This window comes from Psychrobacillus faecigallinarum (genome assembly GCF_014836595.1).
GTDB classification, from domain to species: domain Bacteria; phylum Bacillota; class Bacilli; order Bacillales_A; family Planococcaceae; genus Psychrobacillus; species Psychrobacillus faecigallinarum.
The window spans coordinates 46,639-66,088 of record NZ_JACSQO010000014.1 but is presented as its reverse complement, the minus strand read 5'-3'; the positions used below and the strand labels follow the sequence as shown (position 1 = coordinate 66,088).

At 36.3% G+C, this 19,450-nt stretch carries 21 protein-coding genes and 1 riboswitch; of the genes, 12 read left to right on the top strand and 9 right to left on the bottom strand.

Annotation, left to right across the window (positions count from 1 at the left end):
* Window positions 1-849: 849 nt before the first annotated feature.
* Window positions 850-1,641 carry an HAD family hydrolase gene (locus H9650_RS19190; RefSeq protein WP_144541350.1) on the bottom strand — a complete coding sequence of 264 codons (792 nt, stop codon included), beginning with the start codon at window positions 1,639-1,641 and terminating at the stop codon, window positions 850-852.
* 69 nt (window positions 1,642-1,710) lie between these two features.
* Window positions 1,711-2,319, bottom strand: a complete 609-nt coding sequence (locus tag H9650_RS20820) for a DUF3298 and DUF4163 domain-containing protein (RefSeq protein ID WP_144541352.1) — start codon at window positions 2,317-2,319, stop codon at window positions 1,711-1,713.
* A 53-nt stretch (window positions 2,320-2,372) separates the two neighbouring features.
* On the opposite strand from H9650_RS20820, the gene H9650_RS19180 reads away from it, so the two are divergent.
* The 6 genes from H9650_RS19180 to H9650_RS19155 all read left to right on the top strand — a co-directional run bounded on the left by H9650_RS19180 (window position 2,373) and on the right by H9650_RS19155 (window position 7,295).
* Complete coding sequence (locus tag H9650_RS19180; RefSeq protein WP_144541354.1) at window positions 2,373-3,089, top strand: AAA family ATPase; 717 nt, start codon at window positions 2,373-2,375, stop codon at window positions 3,087-3,089.
* Entirely contained in the window at window positions 3,090-3,671 is a 582-nt protein-coding gene (locus H9650_RS19175; protein ID WP_144541356.1) for a VanZ family protein, read from the top strand.
* Between the two features lie 57 nt (window positions 3,672-3,728).
* The gene (locus tag H9650_RS19170) at window positions 3,729-3,890 is read left to right on the top strand and encodes a Fur-regulated basic protein FbpA (RefSeq protein ID WP_144541359.1); all 162 of its coding nucleotides are present in this window, start codon (window positions 3,729-3,731) and stop codon (window positions 3,888-3,890) included.
* Between the two features lie 109 nt (window positions 3,891-3,999).
* Window positions 4,000-5,151: a DEAD/DEAH box helicase gene (locus tag H9650_RS19165; RefSeq protein WP_144541361.1), complete on the top strand. Its 1,152-nt coding sequence runs from the start codon at window positions 4,000-4,002 to the stop codon at window positions 5,149-5,151.
* Window positions 5,152-5,154: 3 nt separating this feature from the next.
* Complete coding sequence (locus tag H9650_RS19160; protein ID WP_154310013.1) at window positions 5,155-6,384, top strand: aminopeptidase; 1,230 nt, start codon at window positions 5,155-5,157, stop codon at window positions 6,382-6,384.
* A gap of 14 nt (window positions 6,385-6,398) precedes the next feature.
* On the top strand, window positions 6,399-7,295 hold the full coding sequence (locus tag H9650_RS19155; RefSeq protein ID WP_186318265.1) for an SGNH/GDSL hydrolase family protein: 897 nt from the start codon (window positions 6,399-6,401) through the stop codon (window positions 7,293-7,295).
* Between the two features lie 325 nt (window positions 7,296-7,620).
* Here the strand turns inward: H9650_RS19155 and H9650_RS19150 are convergent, their stop codons facing one another.
* Window positions 7,621-7,959, bottom strand: coding sequence for a DUF4870 domain-containing protein (locus H9650_RS19150; protein WP_144541367.1), 339 nt, complete (start codon window positions 7,957-7,959; stop codon window positions 7,621-7,623).
* Between the two features lie 70 nt (window positions 7,960-8,029).
* Window positions 8,030-9,094, bottom strand: coding sequence for a M20 family metallopeptidase (locus H9650_RS19145; protein WP_144541369.1), 1,065 nt, complete (start codon window positions 9,092-9,094; stop codon window positions 8,030-8,032).
* A gap of 102 nt (window positions 9,095-9,196) precedes the next feature.
* Window positions 9,197-9,288: riboswitch (TPP riboswitch) on the top strand.
* A gap of 62 nt (window positions 9,289-9,350) precedes the next feature.
* Here H9650_RS19145 and thiT point away from each other — a divergent pair.
* Window positions 9,351-9,929, top strand: coding sequence for an energy-coupled thiamine transporter ThiT (gene thiT / locus H9650_RS19140; RefSeq protein WP_144541371.1), 579 nt, complete (start codon window positions 9,351-9,353; stop codon window positions 9,927-9,929).
* Window positions 9,930-9,980: 51 nt separating this feature from the next.
* The gene (gene map / locus H9650_RS19135) at window positions 9,981-10,730 is read left to right on the top strand and encodes a type I methionyl aminopeptidase (protein WP_144541373.1); all 750 of its coding nucleotides are present in this window, start codon (window positions 9,981-9,983) and stop codon (window positions 10,728-10,730) included.
* Between the two features lie 97 nt (window positions 10,731-10,827).
* On the opposite strand, the gene H9650_RS19130 is transcribed toward map, so the two are convergent.
* Window positions 10,828-11,556: a tryptophan-rich sensory protein gene (locus H9650_RS19130; protein ID WP_144541374.1), complete on the bottom strand. Its 729-nt coding sequence runs from the start codon at window positions 11,554-11,556 to the stop codon at window positions 10,828-10,830.
* A 158-nt stretch (window positions 11,557-11,714) separates the two neighbouring features.
* On the opposite strand from H9650_RS19130, the gene H9650_RS19125 reads away from it, so the two are divergent.
* Both H9650_RS19125 and H9650_RS19120 read left to right on the top strand, forming a co-directional pair.
* Window positions 11,715-13,517, top strand: a complete 1,803-nt coding sequence (locus H9650_RS19125) for a M3 family oligoendopeptidase (protein ID WP_191697923.1) — start codon at window positions 11,715-11,717, stop codon at window positions 13,515-13,517.
* A gap of 6 nt (window positions 13,518-13,523) precedes the next feature.
* Entirely contained in the window at window positions 13,524-14,069 is a 546-nt protein-coding gene (locus H9650_RS19120) for a GNAT family N-acetyltransferase (protein ID WP_144541378.1), read from the top strand.
* A 158-nt stretch (window positions 14,070-14,227) separates the two neighbouring features.
* On the opposite strand, the gene H9650_RS19115 is transcribed toward H9650_RS19120, so the two are convergent.
* The 4 genes from H9650_RS19115 to H9650_RS19100 form a co-directional block, all read right to left on the bottom strand.
* Window positions 14,228-14,797, bottom strand: a complete 570-nt coding sequence (locus H9650_RS19115) for a beta-class carbonic anhydrase (protein ID WP_144541380.1) — start codon at window positions 14,795-14,797, stop codon at window positions 14,228-14,230.
* 87 nt (window positions 14,798-14,884) lie between these two features.
* On the bottom strand, window positions 14,885-15,892 hold the full coding sequence (gene mreBH / locus H9650_RS19110; protein WP_144541382.1) for a rod-share determining protein MreBH: 1,008 nt from the start codon (window positions 15,890-15,892) through the stop codon (window positions 14,885-14,887).
* A 257-nt stretch (window positions 15,893-16,149) separates the two neighbouring features.
* Window positions 16,150-16,290 (bottom strand): hypothetical protein, encoded by a 141-nt coding sequence (locus tag H9650_RS19105; protein WP_154310020.1) that lies wholly within the window; start codon window positions 16,288-16,290, stop codon window positions 16,150-16,152.
* A gap of 92 nt (window positions 16,291-16,382) precedes the next feature.
* Window positions 16,383-17,615, bottom strand: a complete 1,233-nt coding sequence (locus H9650_RS19100) for an aminopeptidase (RefSeq protein WP_144541384.1) — start codon at window positions 17,613-17,615, stop codon at window positions 16,383-16,385.
* A gap of 189 nt (window positions 17,616-17,804) precedes the next feature.
* Here H9650_RS19100 and motA point away from each other — a divergent pair, with 189 nt between their 5' ends.
* Both motA and motB read left to right on the top strand, forming a co-directional pair.
* Entirely contained in the window at window positions 17,805-18,608 is an 804-nt protein-coding gene (gene motA / locus H9650_RS19095; protein WP_144541386.1) for a flagellar motor stator protein MotA, read from the top strand.
* Entirely contained in the window at window positions 18,592-19,356 is a 765-nt protein-coding gene (gene motB / locus H9650_RS19090) for a flagellar motor protein MotB (RefSeq protein WP_144541388.1), read from the top strand. Before motA ends, motB begins: the two co-directional genes overlap by 17 nt.
* Window positions 19,357-19,450: the final 94 nt, after the last annotated feature.

Genomic DNA, 19,450 nt, shown 5'->3' with positions numbered 1-19,450 from the left:
TAGAAGCCTGAACAAGCATATTTACAATAAAGTATCAGCTATCTAAAAGATGATATTATTCATTTCTAACTATTTGAATGAATTACCACCGTCAACTTTAAAATCACAAATAGAAAGAGCATATTTTGATAAAAGACTTATCAAAATATGCTCTTAAGATTTAAAAGATAATATTATATTTGATTACTTTTGAAATTCTATTTGTACTAACTTGGATTAATTTTAGAACTATCTTTGCAAACTTTCTTTACAGTACTCTTATAATAGACAATTCCTTATTCGAGAATCTGGACCGATTGTTGAACACAAATAAAACATCCAGATTCAACTAAACTACACGGTTAGTTAAAGTGTAACCCTTCACAATTTCTAGCTATTTTAACATAAGTATCAAAAAAAATTACTTCTCAGTTAAACTAGAGAGGTGATTTTAAAATTTCTTTATAAATATCAATAACAGACTTTAATGTAACTGGACAGCAATGAATATCAAACCATGAAGGAGATAACACTTTTCTTTTGTAGCTTTAAAATAAAGTTTGATTAAAGATATCCTTTTAACCTTAAAAAAACAGCAAATAAACAAAGTAACCCGTCTTGATTTAAAGTATCAAACTTTATTTAAAATTAACACTAAAATGGAAAATAAAACAGCCTGTGTTTAATAATAATTTTGTTTTAAAGAATGTTGTAACAGCAAAAAAAGAGGAACATTAATTAGCGGTTATTTCCACTACATTGCTTTCGATGCTTCATTGCAAGTAAAACATGTAGTGAAAAGGCAAGAGTACTGTTATCTCAGCGTTCTTGCCTTTTATAATTTTATATATAAGACTTTTAGAAAGAGCCTTATTTTATTTTTTCTAAAATACCGATTAATTCATGCAAGCTTTCAATAGTGTAGGTTGGCTGTACTTCTTCTGAGACAGGCTTGTTTTCACGATTGATCCAGACGGATTTGATTCCTACACGGGATGCGCCGAGGATATCGGTCATTAAATTGTCACCAACCATTAATACTTCGTCCTTTTCTACACGAACGAGCTCAAGTGCATGTTCAAAAATGGAAGGGTCAGGCTTCCCCTTTCCGAAGCCGCCAGAAATTAGAATATGGTCGAAATAGGGTGCCATCTCTGGTGTAATTTCAAGCTTAGTGTTTTGTAGGCTTGGAGAGCCGTTCGTCATTAGAAGCAATGTGTAGTTATCCTTTAATAAGTCTAGAACTTCAAATGTTTCTTCATATACAAATGGACTTTCCATGCGCATACGGGGAAAATATTTTGCCAGTTCTTCTCCGAGTGCAGCATCTTCCACGCCGAGCTTATCTAAACCGTTTGTCCAGGACTGCTTTTGATAGTCAGCAATCAGTGCCTTCATCTTTTGAAAGTCTTCTCCTGGATCATCAAATATTCCCCATAATCCTTCGAAAGGATTAATGCCAATCATCTGTGTGAAGGGACGTGTTTCGTATGAATCGTATAACTGGCTTGCCGATTCACGAACGGCTTTTTCTAGCTCTACAGTATTCACTGCTACCTTAGTAGCGGCATAATCACATGTTTTCTGAAAAGCCGTTGCTACGCTCTTTTTGTCCCATAGTAGTGTGTCGTCCAAATCAAAAAATATAGCCTTTGTCTTCATCTATGTACCCCCTCCACTAACTTACTTATTACTTTACCTTAGTGAAGGGAGGTATGTCACTAGGGTTGATTAAAATGTTAATAATGTATTGAGAGGGCCTTCTGAGCGAATTATATCCTCGATTGATTTAATGGCAATGGGAAAGTAAGGGAAGCCATATACATAGGGTGTTATTTCGTAGAGCTGAAAGTAAATGACAATAGTATGATCCGCTAGATAATAATCTTGGTCTGGTCGGATAGCAGTGAAATCTTCCAGAAGAGGAACATCCCATGCTTCTATTTTCTTCGAAATGATTTGAGATAATCTCTCCACATAATTACTATTGGGTTTAAACAAATCCTTTAATGCGTATTGCTTACCAGTGGTAGTATCAAAGGTTAATGATTTAGTAATCGTCAATCCATGAGCTCCTCCAGTAAAGGAATACACGGTGAGGCTTAAGCTTAAAATATTTCGCTCGTTCGTCTTAATTTCGTAGGTGCCTACCATTTCCACTAAATATTCATTATAGAAGCCTTGTTCGATTAGAATATTATTTAATAGAGAAACTATGTCTCCATTAATCTTTTTTTCTGCAGACGAATGAGGTAAGTTAGTAATATGAGGATAATTGACAGAAATGTTAGGTTTTGAATGGGAGATGTATTTGTTTGTAACGCAAACTGGAAAATCCACTGTTCACAACCTTTCAAGCATAATACTTATTATATGAATGAAGGGAGTTTCGTATGTTTTTAAAAAAAATAATGATTAGAAGCGATGAGAGTATTTTAGAAGGAGAATATCCATTCACTATACCGACAATCCGGAACTTTAGGGAACTTGAGCTTACAAATAGCGTCACCTTCTTTGTAGGTGAAAATGGAACTGGGAAATCCACTTTATTGGAAGCAATTGCTGACCAATGTGAATTTAACACAGCGGGTGGAGGAAGAAATAATTATTATGAGGTTGATGCTGCAGAAAGCTCACTAGGTAAATATGTGAAGCTATCATGGATGCCGAAGGTGACAAATGGGTTCTTCTTGCGAGCAGAGACATTTTACCAATTTGCTTCTCATGTTGAAGAAAGTGAAAGTATTAACTTTTATGGTGGGAAGTCTCTTCATGAGCAATCGCATGGCGAATCCTTTTTATCGTTGTTTTTACACCGTTTTAACGGTAGAGCAATTTATTTGTTAGACGAGCCGGAAGCTGCACTTTCACCACAGAGACAGCTGGCTTTTTTAAGAATTATGCATGACTTAATACAAGAAGAGGATTGCCAATTTATTATTGCTACTCATTCTCCGATTATATTAGGATTTCCAGATGCAACGATTCTCAGCTTCGATAACGGAGAAATTGAAGAAGTGGAATATGAGCAAACCGCTCACTATCAAACGACTAAATATTTTCTAGATCACCGGGAGAAATTTTTAAAGGAGTTATTGGAAGGTGATTAGATGCCTGTAATTATGAATTATATAGATGAAATGCTTTATACCATTGCTATTTTTTTACCTGTCCTAATTATCTGGAGGCTTATTCGTTGGAAGAGGCGAGGCTTTCATTTAAGGGAAGGTTTATATGAGTTAGGTGTATTATTTCTCATTGCAGTATTAGTTGGCTTGTTTTCTCAAACAATCATACCAAAGTATGGAGAGGAACAGGCTTATGTAAACAGTATCAATTTGGAATTGTTTCGAGTTTTAGAGGAAACGTGGAACGCTATCATATATTTAGGGTATTGGGAGCCTTTTTATATTAACTTCCTTGGCAATATTGCTCTATTTATACCTATTGGTTTTCTCTTTCCTCTTGTCTTCAAACGTATGGAGATTTTCCCCTTTCCTGTAATTATGGGATTTCTTATCTCGCTATTTATAGAAATCGTTCAAATTCCGCAAAATAGGAGCAGTGACGTGGATGATCTTTGGTTAAATAGCTCTGGAGCGTTAGTAGGTTATTTGATTTATTTATTGGTTAGAAGGAAATTTCCTGTTTTCTGTAAGGTGTTCAAGAAAAATCATGCAACGAGTTTATAAATTTCTCGTCCGGGGTAAATATTATTCGGAGAGAAAAAAGCAAGGAGACAACTAAGAATGATGATACAAAAAGATACACAAACAGAACAAAGAAGAGACAATATAATTGAAGACCTTGTAAACAAAGGTGTTTTTAAAATTGATGGAAAACAATTATATGAATTGAATTTTTACGAATTAATGAAGCAATATATAAATGAAGAGAAACAAACAAATTAGTGCCTAGTATAAGGCACTTTTTTAATTGCATTTATCTATTTATATGGCTAATGGTCGATAATAGAAATGTGGTACACTTGAGTCAAACACAGATGAGGTGGAGAAAAACTTGACAGCTATACAAAATTTAAATGAAACATTACAGAGAAAATGGGCAGAAGCAGAATTTGCCTTTGAGATGCCTATCCAAACACAACTTATTCCGCATATGCTTGACGGTTCAGATATAGTAGCAGAATCACCAACGGGAACAGGGAAAACACTGGCTTATGTGCTTCCTTTACTACAATTGGTAGATCCTTCAAAAAAGCAAACACAGGCATTAATAATGGTACCTTCTCAAGAATTAGGAATGCAAATTGTCGAGGTATTGAGAGAGTGGGCTTCAGGTACTGGTGTCTCAGTTGCTCAGCTAATCGGTGGCGCGAATATTAACCGACAAATTGAAGGCTTGAAGAAAAAGCCGAATATAGTAGTAGGAACACCTGGTAGATTGCAGGAGCTTGTAAAGGTGAAAAAGCTTAAAATGCATGAGATTAAGACGATTGTGTTAGATGAAGGTGATCAGCTACTTAGTAGAGAGCATCGGACTACTGTTAAAGGATTAATAGATGCAACAGTTGAGAGACAGCTTGTCGTGACATCGGCAACAATAACAGAGGAAATTGAGCTAGTAGCAGAACGAATGATGAAGGAACCAATAAGAATTCATGTGTCAGCGGAGGAAGTACCAGCAAAAGGTGAAGTCATTCATAGCTTTGTAAAAACAGAGACTAGAGACAAGACAGAGCTATTAAGAAGGCTTTCGCACTTTAAGGGGATGAGAGGATTAGCATTCGTTAACAGTCTAGATCAATTACTGATGAAGGATTATAAGCTATCTTATCGAGATGCTCCAATTGCATCTCTTCATTCTGAAATGAAAAAAGAAGAGAGAAAAAAAGCATTGGACGACTTTAAAAATGGAAAAGTGAGCATTCTAATCGCTACAGATGTTGCAGCCAGAGGATTAGATATATCGGGACTTACTCATGTTATTCATGTAGATGTACCACATTCAATTGAGCAATACTTACATCGTTCAGGGCGTACTGGACGAGCAGGTAAGGATGGAGAGGTATTAACTCTTTTAACATATAACGACGAAAAAACTTATAAAAAATGGACAAAAGAGCTTCCAAGCAAGCCAGTCCAAAAAATATGGTATCGTGGTGAATTAATAGAGGGATCATCTAAAACAATCGATAAAAAGGGGAAATAATGTATGGATTTTCAAAAAAATCTAGAGGAATATGCTGAGTTAGTTGTTAAGGTAGGTCTAAATATTCAAAAGGGGCAGCCTCTACTCATTAATACAACAACAGATACAATCGATTTTACAAGACTTATTGTTAAAAAAGCCTATGAAGCAGGGGCAAAAAGAGTAGAAGTAAACTATACGGATGAAGTAAATGCTCGATTATTTTACGATATGGCCCCCGATGAAGCATTTCACGAAGTGCCAAAATGGGTTGTTGCTCAAAGAGATGAATTGATTGAAAGTAAAGGTGCTTTATTATGGATTGACGCCGATAATCCCGATCTTTTAGAGGGTGTGTCAATTGATCGTATTTCTAACTATCAAAAGGCTTCTGGTAAGGCATTAGAAAATTATCGTAAAGCAGTGATGAATGATGTGATTACCTGGTCAATCGTAGCAATGCCATCTAAAAAATGGGCTGCGAAGGTTTTCCCTAAACTCCCAGAGTCAGAACAAATGGATGCATTATGGGAGCTTATATTTAATGTAGTACGCATTGGAAAAGGAACTGCAGTCCAACAATGGCAGGAACATATAAATAATTTAGAGTCACGAGCTGCATTATTGAACGAAAAGCGCTATAAGAAACTGCATTATACGGCAGATGGAACGGATATTGAAGTAGAGTTACCAAAGGAACATATTTGGCAATCAGGAGCTAGTAAAAATGCTCAGTCCGTGCCATTTATCGCTAATATGCCTACAGAGGAAGTATACACTGCGCCGCTAAAAACAGGTGTTAATGGATATGTAAGCAACACTAAGCCTTTTGTTTATCAAGGAAATGTTATTGATGGCTTCAAATTGACGTTTAAAGATGGAGAAATTGTCCAGATTCAAGCAGCCACAGGCGAGAAACTCCTACAAGAGCTAATTCAAACAGATGATGGCGCAAAATATTTAGGCGAAATTGCATTAGTTCCGCATGAATCACCTATCTCTGCATCGAATGTATTGTTTTTTAACACTTTATTTGATGAGAATGCCTCCAATCATTTTGCTATTGGAGAAGCTTACCCAACTTGTGTAGAAGGAGCTCGTGGCCTTACTACAGAAGAGTTAGAAAAAATGGGTATCAATACTTCTATTGTTCATGAGGACTTCATGATTGGAAGTGGCAATATGGATATAACAGGTGAATTAGCTGATGGAACAAAAGAACCCATCTTCATTAAAGGTGCTTGGGCATTTTAAGGAGCTGATTATTGTTGAAAAGGTTGATAGGCATATTCATCGCCCTTTTTATAATATCTAATACTTACACAGTTGAAGCTAAGGGGAAAGAGGTGTACATTCCTTTAGGTGATTCTTTAGCAGCTGGCCAAACACCAAATCAGGCAATTGATGCTGGCTATACAGATTTAATCTCTCAGGAATTAAATAGAGCAAATCTGCTTGGGTTTTATTCCAAAGCCCTAGCTTTTCCCGGATATACAACTGCTGATGTCTTAAGGACTGTTCAAACAAAGGAAGCACAGGAGCTTTTGGCTAATGCAACACTAGTTACGATATCCGCAGGAGCTAATGATCTTTTAAGACTAGTACAGGTTAATCCTTCAAGTGGAATGGTCTCTTATAAACAGGTCTCTGCTAATTTTGCACTTAATAATGTGAGAAAAAACATGGAGGCAGTTCTGGAAAAAGTCCAAGCAGCAGCTCCGAAAGCTAATATATATGTAATGGGTTACTATTTTGCATATCCTCATGTGCATGATTCACAAAAGGTGGGAATTGGCAAAGAGTTAGATCAGCTGCATGCTATTCTTCAAACAGTTGCAGAGAAAAATGGAGCAACCTATATTTCGGTTGAAGAGTCTTTCAAAGGAAAAGAGAGTACTTTAATACCAAATATTGCTGATGTACACCCTACCATGGAAGGTTACCGGCAAATGGCAAATTCGTTCTTTACAAAGTACAATTCACGTATGCTCGTATATGAACATGAAATGCCAAAGCCAAATCCTTTAACATTCGAGGAACTTATAGAAAGTCAACGTACAAATGCAAGTGGAAATTCTCAAGCTAAAGCAACAGTGTCCACTGGCTACCTATCGTTGACGAATGTAAATTTAATATCCAAAGTTTTTCAGAGGATTCTTTTATAGAGAATTTTGGTGAAAGTAATAATTCAAAAAAAGCAGGAGAAATCATATGATTTCTCCTGCTTTTTTTTATTGGAGGTGACTAATAAGTCTTGTCCTTCTAAATAATAGTGGTACCTTGGAGAGGCTATGAAGAGCCCATATTAACATTAATAAGTTTCTAACTTAGTTCAATTAGCGTTTTACAGTTTTTTTGGATTTCATTGCTTTACGAACAATAGGGTACACAACAGGTGCCCATTTAATAGCTGCTTTTACTAGTTTTCCTACTTTCATAATCAATCGCTCCTTGTTGTTCTATAATATCTTATTCCCATTTGAGGAGCTATTAAACATGCCGTAACACTTTGACTCCTTGTACGATGTTCCATATAAGTAAAACTAGATTGATCACTGTATATAAACCCATAAAAATAAGAGCAGTAGTCATACTAGTCCACATGGAAGCAGAATCTCCAGTAAAGCCTAAAGGTAAAAAGTTTGCGAATATAGCCAGCATTAAGAACACAAAGAAAATAGTAGGGATGATATGAGAAATTAATGAACGCTTAGCGTGGTACTTTACCTCTTTTTCCGATGTAAGGAAGTAAACGATAATCGGGAGAATGAAAGGGGCAAACAAAATAGAAAAATATGTTGATGCACTCAAAATTTTATTGGTATCCATTCATAGTCTCCTCATTATTATTACTTATCGCTCTCCCTACGGAAAGCATCCATCTATAGCTTATATTTAGTTATTCTAATACAAATCTAACGAGAATGTCCTTATATTCCTCTACTGAAGATATAGAAACGTATTCCTGATCACCGTGCCAGTCAGAACCGCTTGGTCCAAATTCGATAGCTACTGCACCCTTAGCTGCATAATAACGTGTGTCGGCCGCACCATGCTGTCCAAATAGAACAGTAGGTGTCTGTCTAATCGAATTACAAACTGCTAAAAGTTTTTGTATATACTTGTCATCTTCTTTATTGGTGATTGCTGGGGTGTGTCCTTGGAAGTGTATTTCACTACCAGGATATTTTTCTAAAAGATCTCTTAGTTCCTTTGTGATTTTCTCAGCGTCTTGTCCAGGAACAAATCTTAAGGAGTAACTAATAACACATTTATCAGGTACCATATTATAGCGATCTCCTGCTTCTATTTTTGCCAAGTTTAAGGAAGGATAATCATAATATTCATTGCTTGCCTCCATAAAAGAGCAATTTCTTAGTTCCTTATCGAATAATATTGCTTTTTCAATCGCATTATCTCCTTCCCAAGGACGGCTTCCGTGCGCGGCTTTCCCTTTTAAATGGATATCCCATTGTAAAATTCCTTTAGCCTGAAGACCGATATTAACATGAGTTGGTTCACCACAAATAACGAAGTCTCCACAATGACCTTGTTCAACTAAGTGTTTGGAGGTTTTTCCTCCTGTTTCTTCATCAGTAACTATATGTAGCTGGACTTTTTTTGTAAGCTTATGTTCATCTTGTGAGAGTATATAAAAAGCCTGCATCATTGCAGCAACGCCTGCCTTCATATCTGCAGAACCACGCCCATATAGTCTATCATCAATAATTTTTGGTTCAAATTGCTCGGGATTTCCTGGAACGACATCAATATGGCCATTCCATACGATAGTTTCCTCACCGGCTCCTATTTCAGCTACAAGCATTAGCTTAGTGTTTAATTCATAGGTTTTTGTTGATATGTTTCTCTTTTCTAGCCAGTCCTTACAGTAAAGCAGTGCCTCGTTAGCTCCGTTCAAATCATTACTCTTTATTTTGATTAAATCCATAAGTAAATTTATCAACCAAAACACTCCTAATAATAGATTTATTATTACTACTATAATACCTTTGGGGGTTGCAATATAAACATGTATCGGCTACAATGAACTCAAATCAAATAAATTCTAAACCACAAGGGGCGTCGCTATAGCGGCTGAGATAGTACCCTTAGAACCTGTAAGTTCATGCTTGCGTAGGGATGTGGATGGATACTGACAATCGCGCGATGTCTGGCTCTGTCCCGACGGCGTTTTTTTGTGGTCAAAAAAGGGGATTACAATGAGAAATCAGCGTGTCGTATTGTTAGTAGAAATAGCTATATTCGCAGCATTAGGTTATATATTGGATTTAATAGGATTTGGGATGCCACAGGGTGGAAGTGTTACCTTTGTGCTTGTACCCATTATTTTAATAGCATTTCGCCGTGGTATAGTGGCAGGTGTTGTGACAGGATTTTTGATTGGACTATTGCAGGTAGTTACGGGGCGCTTTTACCCGGCGCCATTATCCTTTGAAATAGTAGTTATTCAAGTAGGAATCGATTATTTTATTGCTTTTATGGTGGCGGGATTGGCAGGTCTATTAAGACCAGCATATATGAAAGCATTTGAAAATCAAAACAAGAAAAAAATGGCGATAGCAATTGTAATAGGTGCCTTAATTGCCTCATTTTTGCGCTACTTGGCACACGTTTTATCAGGGATACTATTTTTTGGTGAATTTGCTGAGGGAGAAAACGTAATTCTTTATTCCTTAATTTATAATTCTACTTATATGATTCCTGTGTTCTTGTTTGCCGCTTTTATTTGTGCGATTCTATTCGTAAAAGCCCCACGCCTATTAATGCCGAATTCATAAGATATATGATATGATAATCATACATCTAAGTGAAGAAGGGATCTTGTAAAGATGATAGCAAAAACAAATGAAGAGTTAGAAATGTTAAAAAAAATAGGCCAAATTGTTGCTGAAGTACGAGAAGCGATGAAGGCTGCAACTAAACCGGGTGTAACTACCAAGGAGCTAGATGAAATAGGCGGCGAGTTATTTAAAGAAAAAGGCGCTATTTCTGGACCTATGGGAGAGTATGATTTCCCGGGGTATACTTGTATAAGTGTGAATGAAGAAGTGGCTCATGGAATTCCAGGCTCCCGTGTGATTAAAGAGGGTGACCTTGTAAATATTGATGTATCCGGTTCATACGAAGGGTTTTTCGCAGATACTGGAATATCATTTGTAGTAGGCGAAGGGTACGAAGACAAGGAAAAGCTTTGTCAAGTAGCGGAAAGTGCATTTAATCGTGCTATGCTGAAGGTAAAAGCAGGTTCTCGTCTAAACCAGATTGGTAAAGCAGTGGAAAGAGAAGCGAAGGATAATGGATTACATGTCATCATGAACCTAACAGGTCATGGTATCGGAAAGTCCCTGCATGAAGCACCCCAGCATGTCTTAAATTATTATGATGCTTGGGATCCAACAATTTTAAAAGAAGGTATGGTTCTAGCAGTAGAGCCCTTCATCTCAGCAAAAGCTGAACATATCGTAGAGTCAGGGGATGGATGGACGTTTGTAACTCCTGATAAATCTCTCGTTGCACAAATTGAACATACAATTATAGTTACAAAAGACGAACCGATTATATTAACTAAATTAATATAAATGAGTGAATTTCATTAAATAGGGCTTTTCTATTAAATACAAAATTTGTCCCTCTGTTAATTTAGCGGCAGTAGGCAATATAAAAAACACCAACGATTTAATTTTTCGTTGGTGTTTTCTTTATAAATAGAATTCCCGCTACTAAGACAGCGCTTAAAAACAGGGAAGCTGTTGAAATTAATAATTCATTTATATTATGACGGACTGCTATACCGATAAAAGCCCATATAAAAACTAATACAATAGCACGATCATCATAATGATACCTAAAATGTAGAGCGATAGCTGTTGCCAATGTTAAGAAAATGACAACCCATAAGGAGATTGTAATGCCAAAACCGCTAAATTCATAATAAGTAAGTACATAATCTAAATTTGCTAGCGTCGCAACAAAAATCCATCCCAAATAGATAGATATTGGCACTCGACTCTTCCAATTGGACTCATTGTTGGAATAAGTTAGATATAGTAAGAATAAGAACCAAAGTAGGGCAATGATTGTAATGAGGGCAAAGCTAAATTTTTCATAATGCCATAGTAAAATCCAAGAGATATTGAATATACATGTTGCTAAAAATAATAATACTCTACGTAGGGGTATCTTCTGTTGATTTCTATATTCTCTTATAACATTCCAAATCCAGAATGCAAGTAATATATAAATAAAGATCCAAATTGAAAATACATAGCCTGCTGGTGTAAAAAGTGCTGGTATTCTAGAAGATATTTCACCAGTTGTTTGACCATTTATAGGTAGAGTATTTGCAAGTATATTAACAATAATCGTTGCAATATAACCACAAATCAAAAGGATAATTTTGATCAATAGATCCCCCTCCTTCTATATTTAATAAGTATACCTTTCAAATAAAGAGCGCACAAATTCAATTATAGAAATAATGTGACAAAAAAACGAATAATTGACATGGTGAAACATGGTATAATAGATTTCAAGGTAATTTTTAAAATAGGGGGAATTTTCTGATGTTAAAACAAAATTATCCAATAGTCTGGGATCTAGATCGTTTTTTTCTAGGTGGCAGTAGCTCGTCAGCTTTACAACAACATTTAGATGAAGTAAAAGTGAAATTAGGTAACTTTGAAGTAAATATAAAAAAATTAGAAGTTCCAACCGCTGTACAAGAGGCGAAACAAATTAGCCAAACAATTGAAGAATTAAGGGATGTAGCAGTAAATTTGTCGGAAGCTAGTGCTGTGATTGGCTGCTATCTAGCTCAAGATACGACAGATAAAAAAGCAACATTATTACAAGGTGAAGTTGGTTCATTGTATGCTAGGTTGTCTTCCTTAATGAATACTATACAACAGGTATTTAGTAAAACGGAAGGGTCAGTTTGGGAAGAACTTTTAAAGACAGATGAACTTTCACAATTCGAGTTTGTATTGAATGAATGGAGAGAGAATGCGAGTAAAATGCTCTCTGAAAAAGAGGAAGATTTAATAACTACACTTGAGGTGGACGGTTATCATGCATGGGGCCAATTATACGATATGCTTGTAGGAGACATTCGTATTAAAATAACTATTGACGGAGAAGAAAAATCTCTTTCAGTAGGACAAGCAAACAATTTGAGCTCCAGTGACAAAGCTGAAATCCGTAAGGAATCGTTTGAAGCATTGGAGCTTGCATGGACAGAAAAAGAAGATTTTATAGCAAAAGCGCTTAATCACTTAGCAGGCTTCCGCCTAGCGACCTATAAAAAGCGGGGCTGGGACAATGTTTTAGAAGAACCACTATCTATTAACCGTATGAAACAAGATACACTAGATGCAATGTGGGGAGCAATCTCTAAAAATAAAGCTCCGTTTGTGGAATATTTAAATAGAAAATCGGCGATGCTAGGCGAAAAAGCGATGCATTGGTATGATCTAGATGCACCAGTTAGTGCCTCTACCGAAAAAATGGATTTTCAACAGGGTGCTGAGTTCATATTAAAGCATTTTAAAGAATTTGGACCAAAGCTAGAAGAGTTTTCTCGTCATGCTTTTGAAAATGGGTGGATTGAAGCAGAGGATCGTCCGAATAAACGCCCTGGTGGGTTTTGTACGGGTATGCCAGTTTCACAAGAATCTCGTATCTTCATGACCTATAGTGGTACTATGTCGAATGTTTCCACACTTGCACATGAATTAGGTCATGCCTTCCATTCATATGCTTTAAGACCGGTTCATTGGATGAATACGAGATATGCAATGGGTGTTGCGGAAACTGCTTCGACCTTTGCTGAAATGATTGTAGCTGATGCCGCTGTTCGTGAATCAAAATCGACAGATGAGAAAATCGCTTTGCTGGAGGATAAAATTCAACGCAGCGTAGCTTTCTTCATGAATATTCACGCTCGCTTCTTGTTTGAAACAAGATTTTATGAGGAACGAAAAGAGGGAATTGTTTCTGCTACACGTTTAAATGAATTAATGGAAGAAGCTCAACGTGAGGCTTATGGAGATGCGTTAGACACAGTCCATCCACATTTCTGGGCTTCTAAATTACATTTCTACATTACCGATGTTCCTTTCTATAATTTCCCGTATACTTTTGGTTACTTGTTCTCTTTAAGTATTTATGCAAAGGCAAAAGAGGAAGGTACAGGTTTTGAAGAAAAGTATATTGCGTTATTACAGGATACAGCGGTCATGTCGGTAGAAGACTTAGCTATGAAACATCTACAAGAGGATATTACAGAGGAAGCGTTTTGGAAGAAGGGTATTGACCTTTGTATACAAGACGTCCAAGAATTCTTGCAATTAACTAATGCTAAAGGGTGACGGTGCTTGATTTATTTAGAAGGAGCTAGTTGTTACTTAAGAACTTTGAATGTGAAAGACGCACCTGCTCTTGCGAATTTAGTGTATGACAATAAAATGTATTGGTCTGTTTTTGAACCATTACATCAAGAAGAATATTATACAGCTAGTGTACAAAGAGAAAAGATTCGAGAATCACTTATGCTCATGCAGGAAAAAAGAGAATATAGTTTTGGAATTTTTACACATGAACGAGATGACTTGATTGGAAGTATATCGCTTTATAGTTTAAAGCGAATGCCTTTTTCAAGTGGCCTCATTGGATACTCTATTGATCAAAGACACGTCGGAAAAGGAATTGCCTCAGAGGCAGTTCGACTTGTTAAACAATTTGGTTTACAGGATGTTCAGTTAAATCGTATCGAGGCATATGTATCTCCAAGAAACTTTGGTTCTATCAAGGTATTGGAAAACAATCACTTTGTTCGTGAAGGCTTACTTCGCAAGCTGTTATTTATCAATGGGAAATGGGAAGACCATTATATGTATTCTTCTATAAGAGGAGAGTTATAGCGTAAAAGAGGAGGCTATTCTAGAATAGCCTTTTTTTATTGGAAGGGTAAAGGAAATTATAATCACTGTAGTAGAGAAGAATTTAAAATAAAAAAGATTTAGCCTCTGACTTTATCAGAAGCTAAATCTCTTATTATGACGATTTCCTGGGAAATATATTATTTTTTGTCGATATTACCATCTGTAACAAGGTCTAATTTGCCAGTGTGAGGGTCAATAATGAGTCCATGAACTGGAACCTCTGGAATCATTAATGGATGACTTCGAATCATATCAACGCTATGTAAGACACTTTCCTTTACGTCTGAAAATCCTTCAAGCCATTCTTCTACCTCGATACCTGAGTTTTTTAGTACATCAAATACACGAGGGTCAACTCCACGAGCTGTCATCTTTTCAAGAATCTTATCCGTTTGTATAGAACTCATTCCACAATCATGATGACCAATTACATAAATCTCATCTGCTTGAAGCTCGTATACAGCAACGATTAAACTACGCATGATTCCACCAAAAGGATGGTTAATAACAGCACCAGCACTTTTAACAATCTTTACATCACCATTTTTCAGGTTCATAGACTTTGGAAGCATTTCAACTAAACGCGTATCCATACAAGTTAGAATAACTATTCGTTTGTCTGGAAATTTAGTCGTTACGTAAGGCTCGTAGAGTTTATTTTCTACAAATGATTTGTTGTAGTTTAAAATGTCGTTCAAACTTGGCATAGTAATTCCTCCTTCTTTATCTATATATTATACGAAAAAAAAGGACTTTACTTAAGATTTGTTTGAAACTTTCCTAATTTTTTTTAATTATCTCATTGCTCTTCTTTTATTAGTGGTAATAAAAAATGATTTACCTGTACCGATAGCTACAGATTGCAATGGTTCTGGAGCAAGGTGGACAGGGACTTCGATTACACTACTTAACCATTCTTCTAAGCCTTTTAATAGAGCGCCTCCACCAGTGAGAACTACACCGTGATCCACAATATCACCTGAAAGCTCAGGAGGACATATTTCTAAAGTAGCACGAATTGCTTCTAAAATAGCCTCTAGAGATTCTCTTAATACTTCTTGAATTTGTGTGGAGGATAGCTTTACTACTTTTGGTAATCCTGTCACAACATCTCTTCCGCGTATTTCCATTACTTCTTCAGTATGAGGAACAAGTGCATATCCAATAGTCATTTTTACTAGTTCAGCTGTAGGTTCTCCAATGATTACATTAAACTCTTTACGGATATAGTGAATGATTGACTCATCCATACGATCACCAGCAGCTTTAACAGTATTTGAAGCAACTACTCCACCGTAAGAAATAATGCCTACTTCTGTTGTACCCCCACCAATGTCTACAATCATACTTGCAACTGGCTCATTAACTGGCAAGCCTGCGCCAATTGCTGCGGCAACAGGCTCTTCCATAAGCTGGACTTCCTTTGCTCCACTTTGACGGACAGCATCCTGAATCGCTCTACGTTCTACAGATGTTGCCCCTGATGGTGTACACACAATAACCGTAGGTTTCCGAAGTGCATTTCCCATTTTCTTGCTCGCTTTTTGCATGATCAACTTTAAAAGCTGAGTTGTGACATCAAAGTCAGCGATTACACCATCCTTAAGAGGTCTAATGACTTCTATAGAGGTTGGTGTTTTACCAATCATTTTCTTTGCTTCTGATCCAAAAGCAACGATTTCTTTTGTTTTTGTGTTTACTGCAACAACAGTTGGTTCATCTATAAGTAAGCCTTTATTTTTCGTATAAACTAAAGTATTAGCAGTTCCTAAATCAATACCAATATGTGAATTTGACAACATATGTCTTCCTCCATTTCAATTGCTCTACGTTATTATAATGGAAAATAAACTAAATGCCATTTGTTACATAATGGAAGATTACATGTGTTTCAATCCTTGCAATTAGTAAAAGACTATTAAAAGGTAGGGAACTGATTATATTAGCCTAATTTGTTTTCATTTTGTAATACAAACGTATTCAAAATGAAATGAAAAAAATAAGAAGTAACAAGCTTTAAAATAAAAAACAACCGCAATTGTCATTGCGGTTGCTAAGATTAAAATTTATTTGTTGGTTTTGGATCTACAATAATTGCATCTTGGTTGTTCATTGGCCCTGAGAAATAGAACATGATTACTGCTCCAATTGCTAGAATACCTCCAGCGAAACCAAGAACTGTTGCTATGAATAAGCCCATTTTTAACACCTCACTATTCATATTACTATCATTATAACTTATTTTCACTAGATTTGTAAAAGGAAAAAGTTATTTTTGTGAACAGATTGTGATTAAAAAGCCCAGTTCCCATTTCGGAAAATCGGTTCTTTTGTGCCATCTTCTTTTATTCCATCAATATTCATATTTTCAGAACCAATCATAAAGTCTACATGAGTAATACTTTCATTTAAACCGTTGGAAGCTAGTTCTTCACGAGTCATTTTTTTACCGCCTTCGATACAGAATGCATATGCACTACCAATCGCTAAGTGGTTTGAAGCATTTTCATCAAATAATGTGTTGTAGAATAATAGATTCGAATTAGAAATCGGAGAATCATGTGGTACAAGTGCTACTTCTCCAAGATAATGGGAGCCTTCGTCTGTTGCAACTAAATGCTCTAATACTTCTTGGCCTTCTTCTGCTTCTACTTTTACAATGCGACCCTTTTCAAAAGTTACGGTAAAATTATCAATAATATTACCACCGTAGCTTAAAGGCTTGCTACTAGCTACGTAACCATCTACGCCAGTTTTTAATGGAACAGTAAACACTTCTTCAGTAGGCATATTGGCCATGAAGTCCTCACCTTTTTCATTAGTGCTACTAGCTCCACACCAAAGATGACCGGTAGGCAACTCAATTGTTAAATCTGTACCAGGTGCCGTGTAATGAAGCTTTTTATAATTTTTGTCATTTAGGTAGTCTACCTTTGTATGCAATAATCGGTCATGCTCTTTCCATGCAGCAACTGGGTCTTCTAAGTCAGCTCTCACCGCACTAAAGATTGCTTCCCATAATGCTGGAACTTGCTCATCTTGAGGTAGGTCTGAAAATACTTTGGCTGCCCATTTTTTTGAAGGTGCTGCAACAACAGACCAACTAATTTTGTCCGATTGAACATATTGACGATATTTAGACATTGCTTGACCTGATGCCTTTTGGAAAGCTGAAATTTTACTAGAATCTATACCTTTTAGTAAATCAGGGCTTTGACTAACAATGCTCATGAACGCAGCTCCAGATTCAGCTAATTGTTCTCTTTCCTGTACTTTCCACGGAGGGAAGAAATCAAAAGAATCTTTAGGGGCTAATTCATATCGCATACGTGTTAACTCGTCATCTGAAAAGTCTACATATACTGTTTTTGCACCAACTTCATAAGCTTTTTTAGTTACTAAGCGAACGAAATCCACACTTTCTGTAGATGCAGCAATATATAAATCTTGCCCCTTTTGAATATTAACTCCTACTTCAACAGCTAAAGCAGCATACTTTTCTAACTTATTTTCAAAGGTTGACATATTCATACTTCCTTTCTTTACTTAAGAATATAGTATCAGTCTTTAGGGTGCTTTATCAATCCTTCACAGATAATTATGACAAAAAATGTCCACATAAATTAAATAAAATTTATAGTTAGAATCTTTTTATTAAAATACTGATAAATTAACCGAAATAAAGTACAGAAATAGAATGTGGGGGTTAATGAATTGGATAAGTCTACAGTAATTGGTCTCATCTTAGGAATAGTAGCTTTAGGAGTAGGAATGGTTCTTAAGGGAGTAGGGTTAGCTGCACTATTGAATCCAGCGGCTATTCTGATTATTATCGTTGGAACCATAGCAACAATTGTCATAGGATTTCCTATGGATGAGTTAAAAAGAATTCCTAAGCTTTTTGGTGTAATTTTTAAAGAAAAAAAATTAGTGCCTGATAGTGAGGTTATTAAATTGTTCTCCAATTGGGCTGATTTGGCTCGTAGAGAAGGGTTACTTGCGTTAGAAAGTAAAACAACAGAAGTAGAGGATCCATTTCTAAAAAACGGCTTAACTTTGGCGATTGACGGTCAAAATGCTGACTATATTAGAGATGTCTTAACAGAAGAGATTAGCGCATTAGAAGAAAGGCATTCAACAGGGGCACAAATTTTCACTCAAGCAGGTACATATGCACCAACCCTTGGAGTACTTGGTGCAGTAGTAGGTTTGGTAGCTGCCTTGGGAGATATGAACGATGTTGAAAAGCTTGGACATGCTATTTCTGCAGCGTTTATCGCTACATTGCTAGGGATTTTTACTGGCTATGTCCTTTGGCATCCGTTTGCAAATAAACTAAAAAGAAAATCAAAACAAGAAATTAGACAAAAAACAATGATGCTAGAGGGAATTCTTTCCGTTTTAGAAGGAGATGCACCTCGCGTGATAGAACAAAAGCTGGCTTCTTATCTATCTATGTCTGAACGTAAAAAAGTTTTAAATGAAAGCGGGGAGGCTGGCCTTGGCAAAGAAGCATAAAAAACATCAACATGAAGAGGAAATGAGTGAATCTTGGCTTCTTCCTTATGCAGATATTTTAACCCTGCTATTGGCATTGTTCATCGTGTTATTTGCTTCTAGTACCGTAGACCAAGAAAAGCTAAACCAAATGTCTGCAGTTTTTAATCAGGTATTTGATGGAGGCACGGGTCTAATGGAACAGCCATCTCCTATGGATGTTCCTAGAAATAACAATAGTGGTGACTCCAATCAAAGCATGGCTTATATTGAAGACCAGCAAGCATTGTCTGAGATTCAAGATAGTGTAGATGAGTATATTGCAGTGAATGCACTCGAAAAACAATTCGCAACTGAATTAACAGATGAAGGATTGTTAGTGACTATTAGAGATAGTATTTTATTTGATATGGGAGAGGCAGAAGTAAAGCAGGAATATAGACAAATTGCAGAAGATATTTCTGATTTGTTAGTATTTGATCCACCTCGAAATGTGGTCATTACAGGACATACAGACAATATTCCGATATCTAGTAACATTTATGCCTCTAACTGGGAGCTAAGTGTTATGCGTTCGGTTAACTTTTTGAAGATATTAGTGAACAATCAAACAATCGATCCGCTATATTTTAGTGCGAAGGGGTATGGAGAGTTTAGGCCAGTTGCGTCAAATGACACGGGGGAAGGACGAGCAAAAAACCGACGTGTTGAAGTATTGATACAACCACGTGTATTAGAGGATGGTAGCTTAAACGATCAGCCACAGTAAAGATGAAACTGACAATTATTTAAAATAGTTGTCAGTTTTTGTTTGACTTTCTTAAACAAAAGTTTATAATTAAAACAAAAGTTCAAAAGAGAGG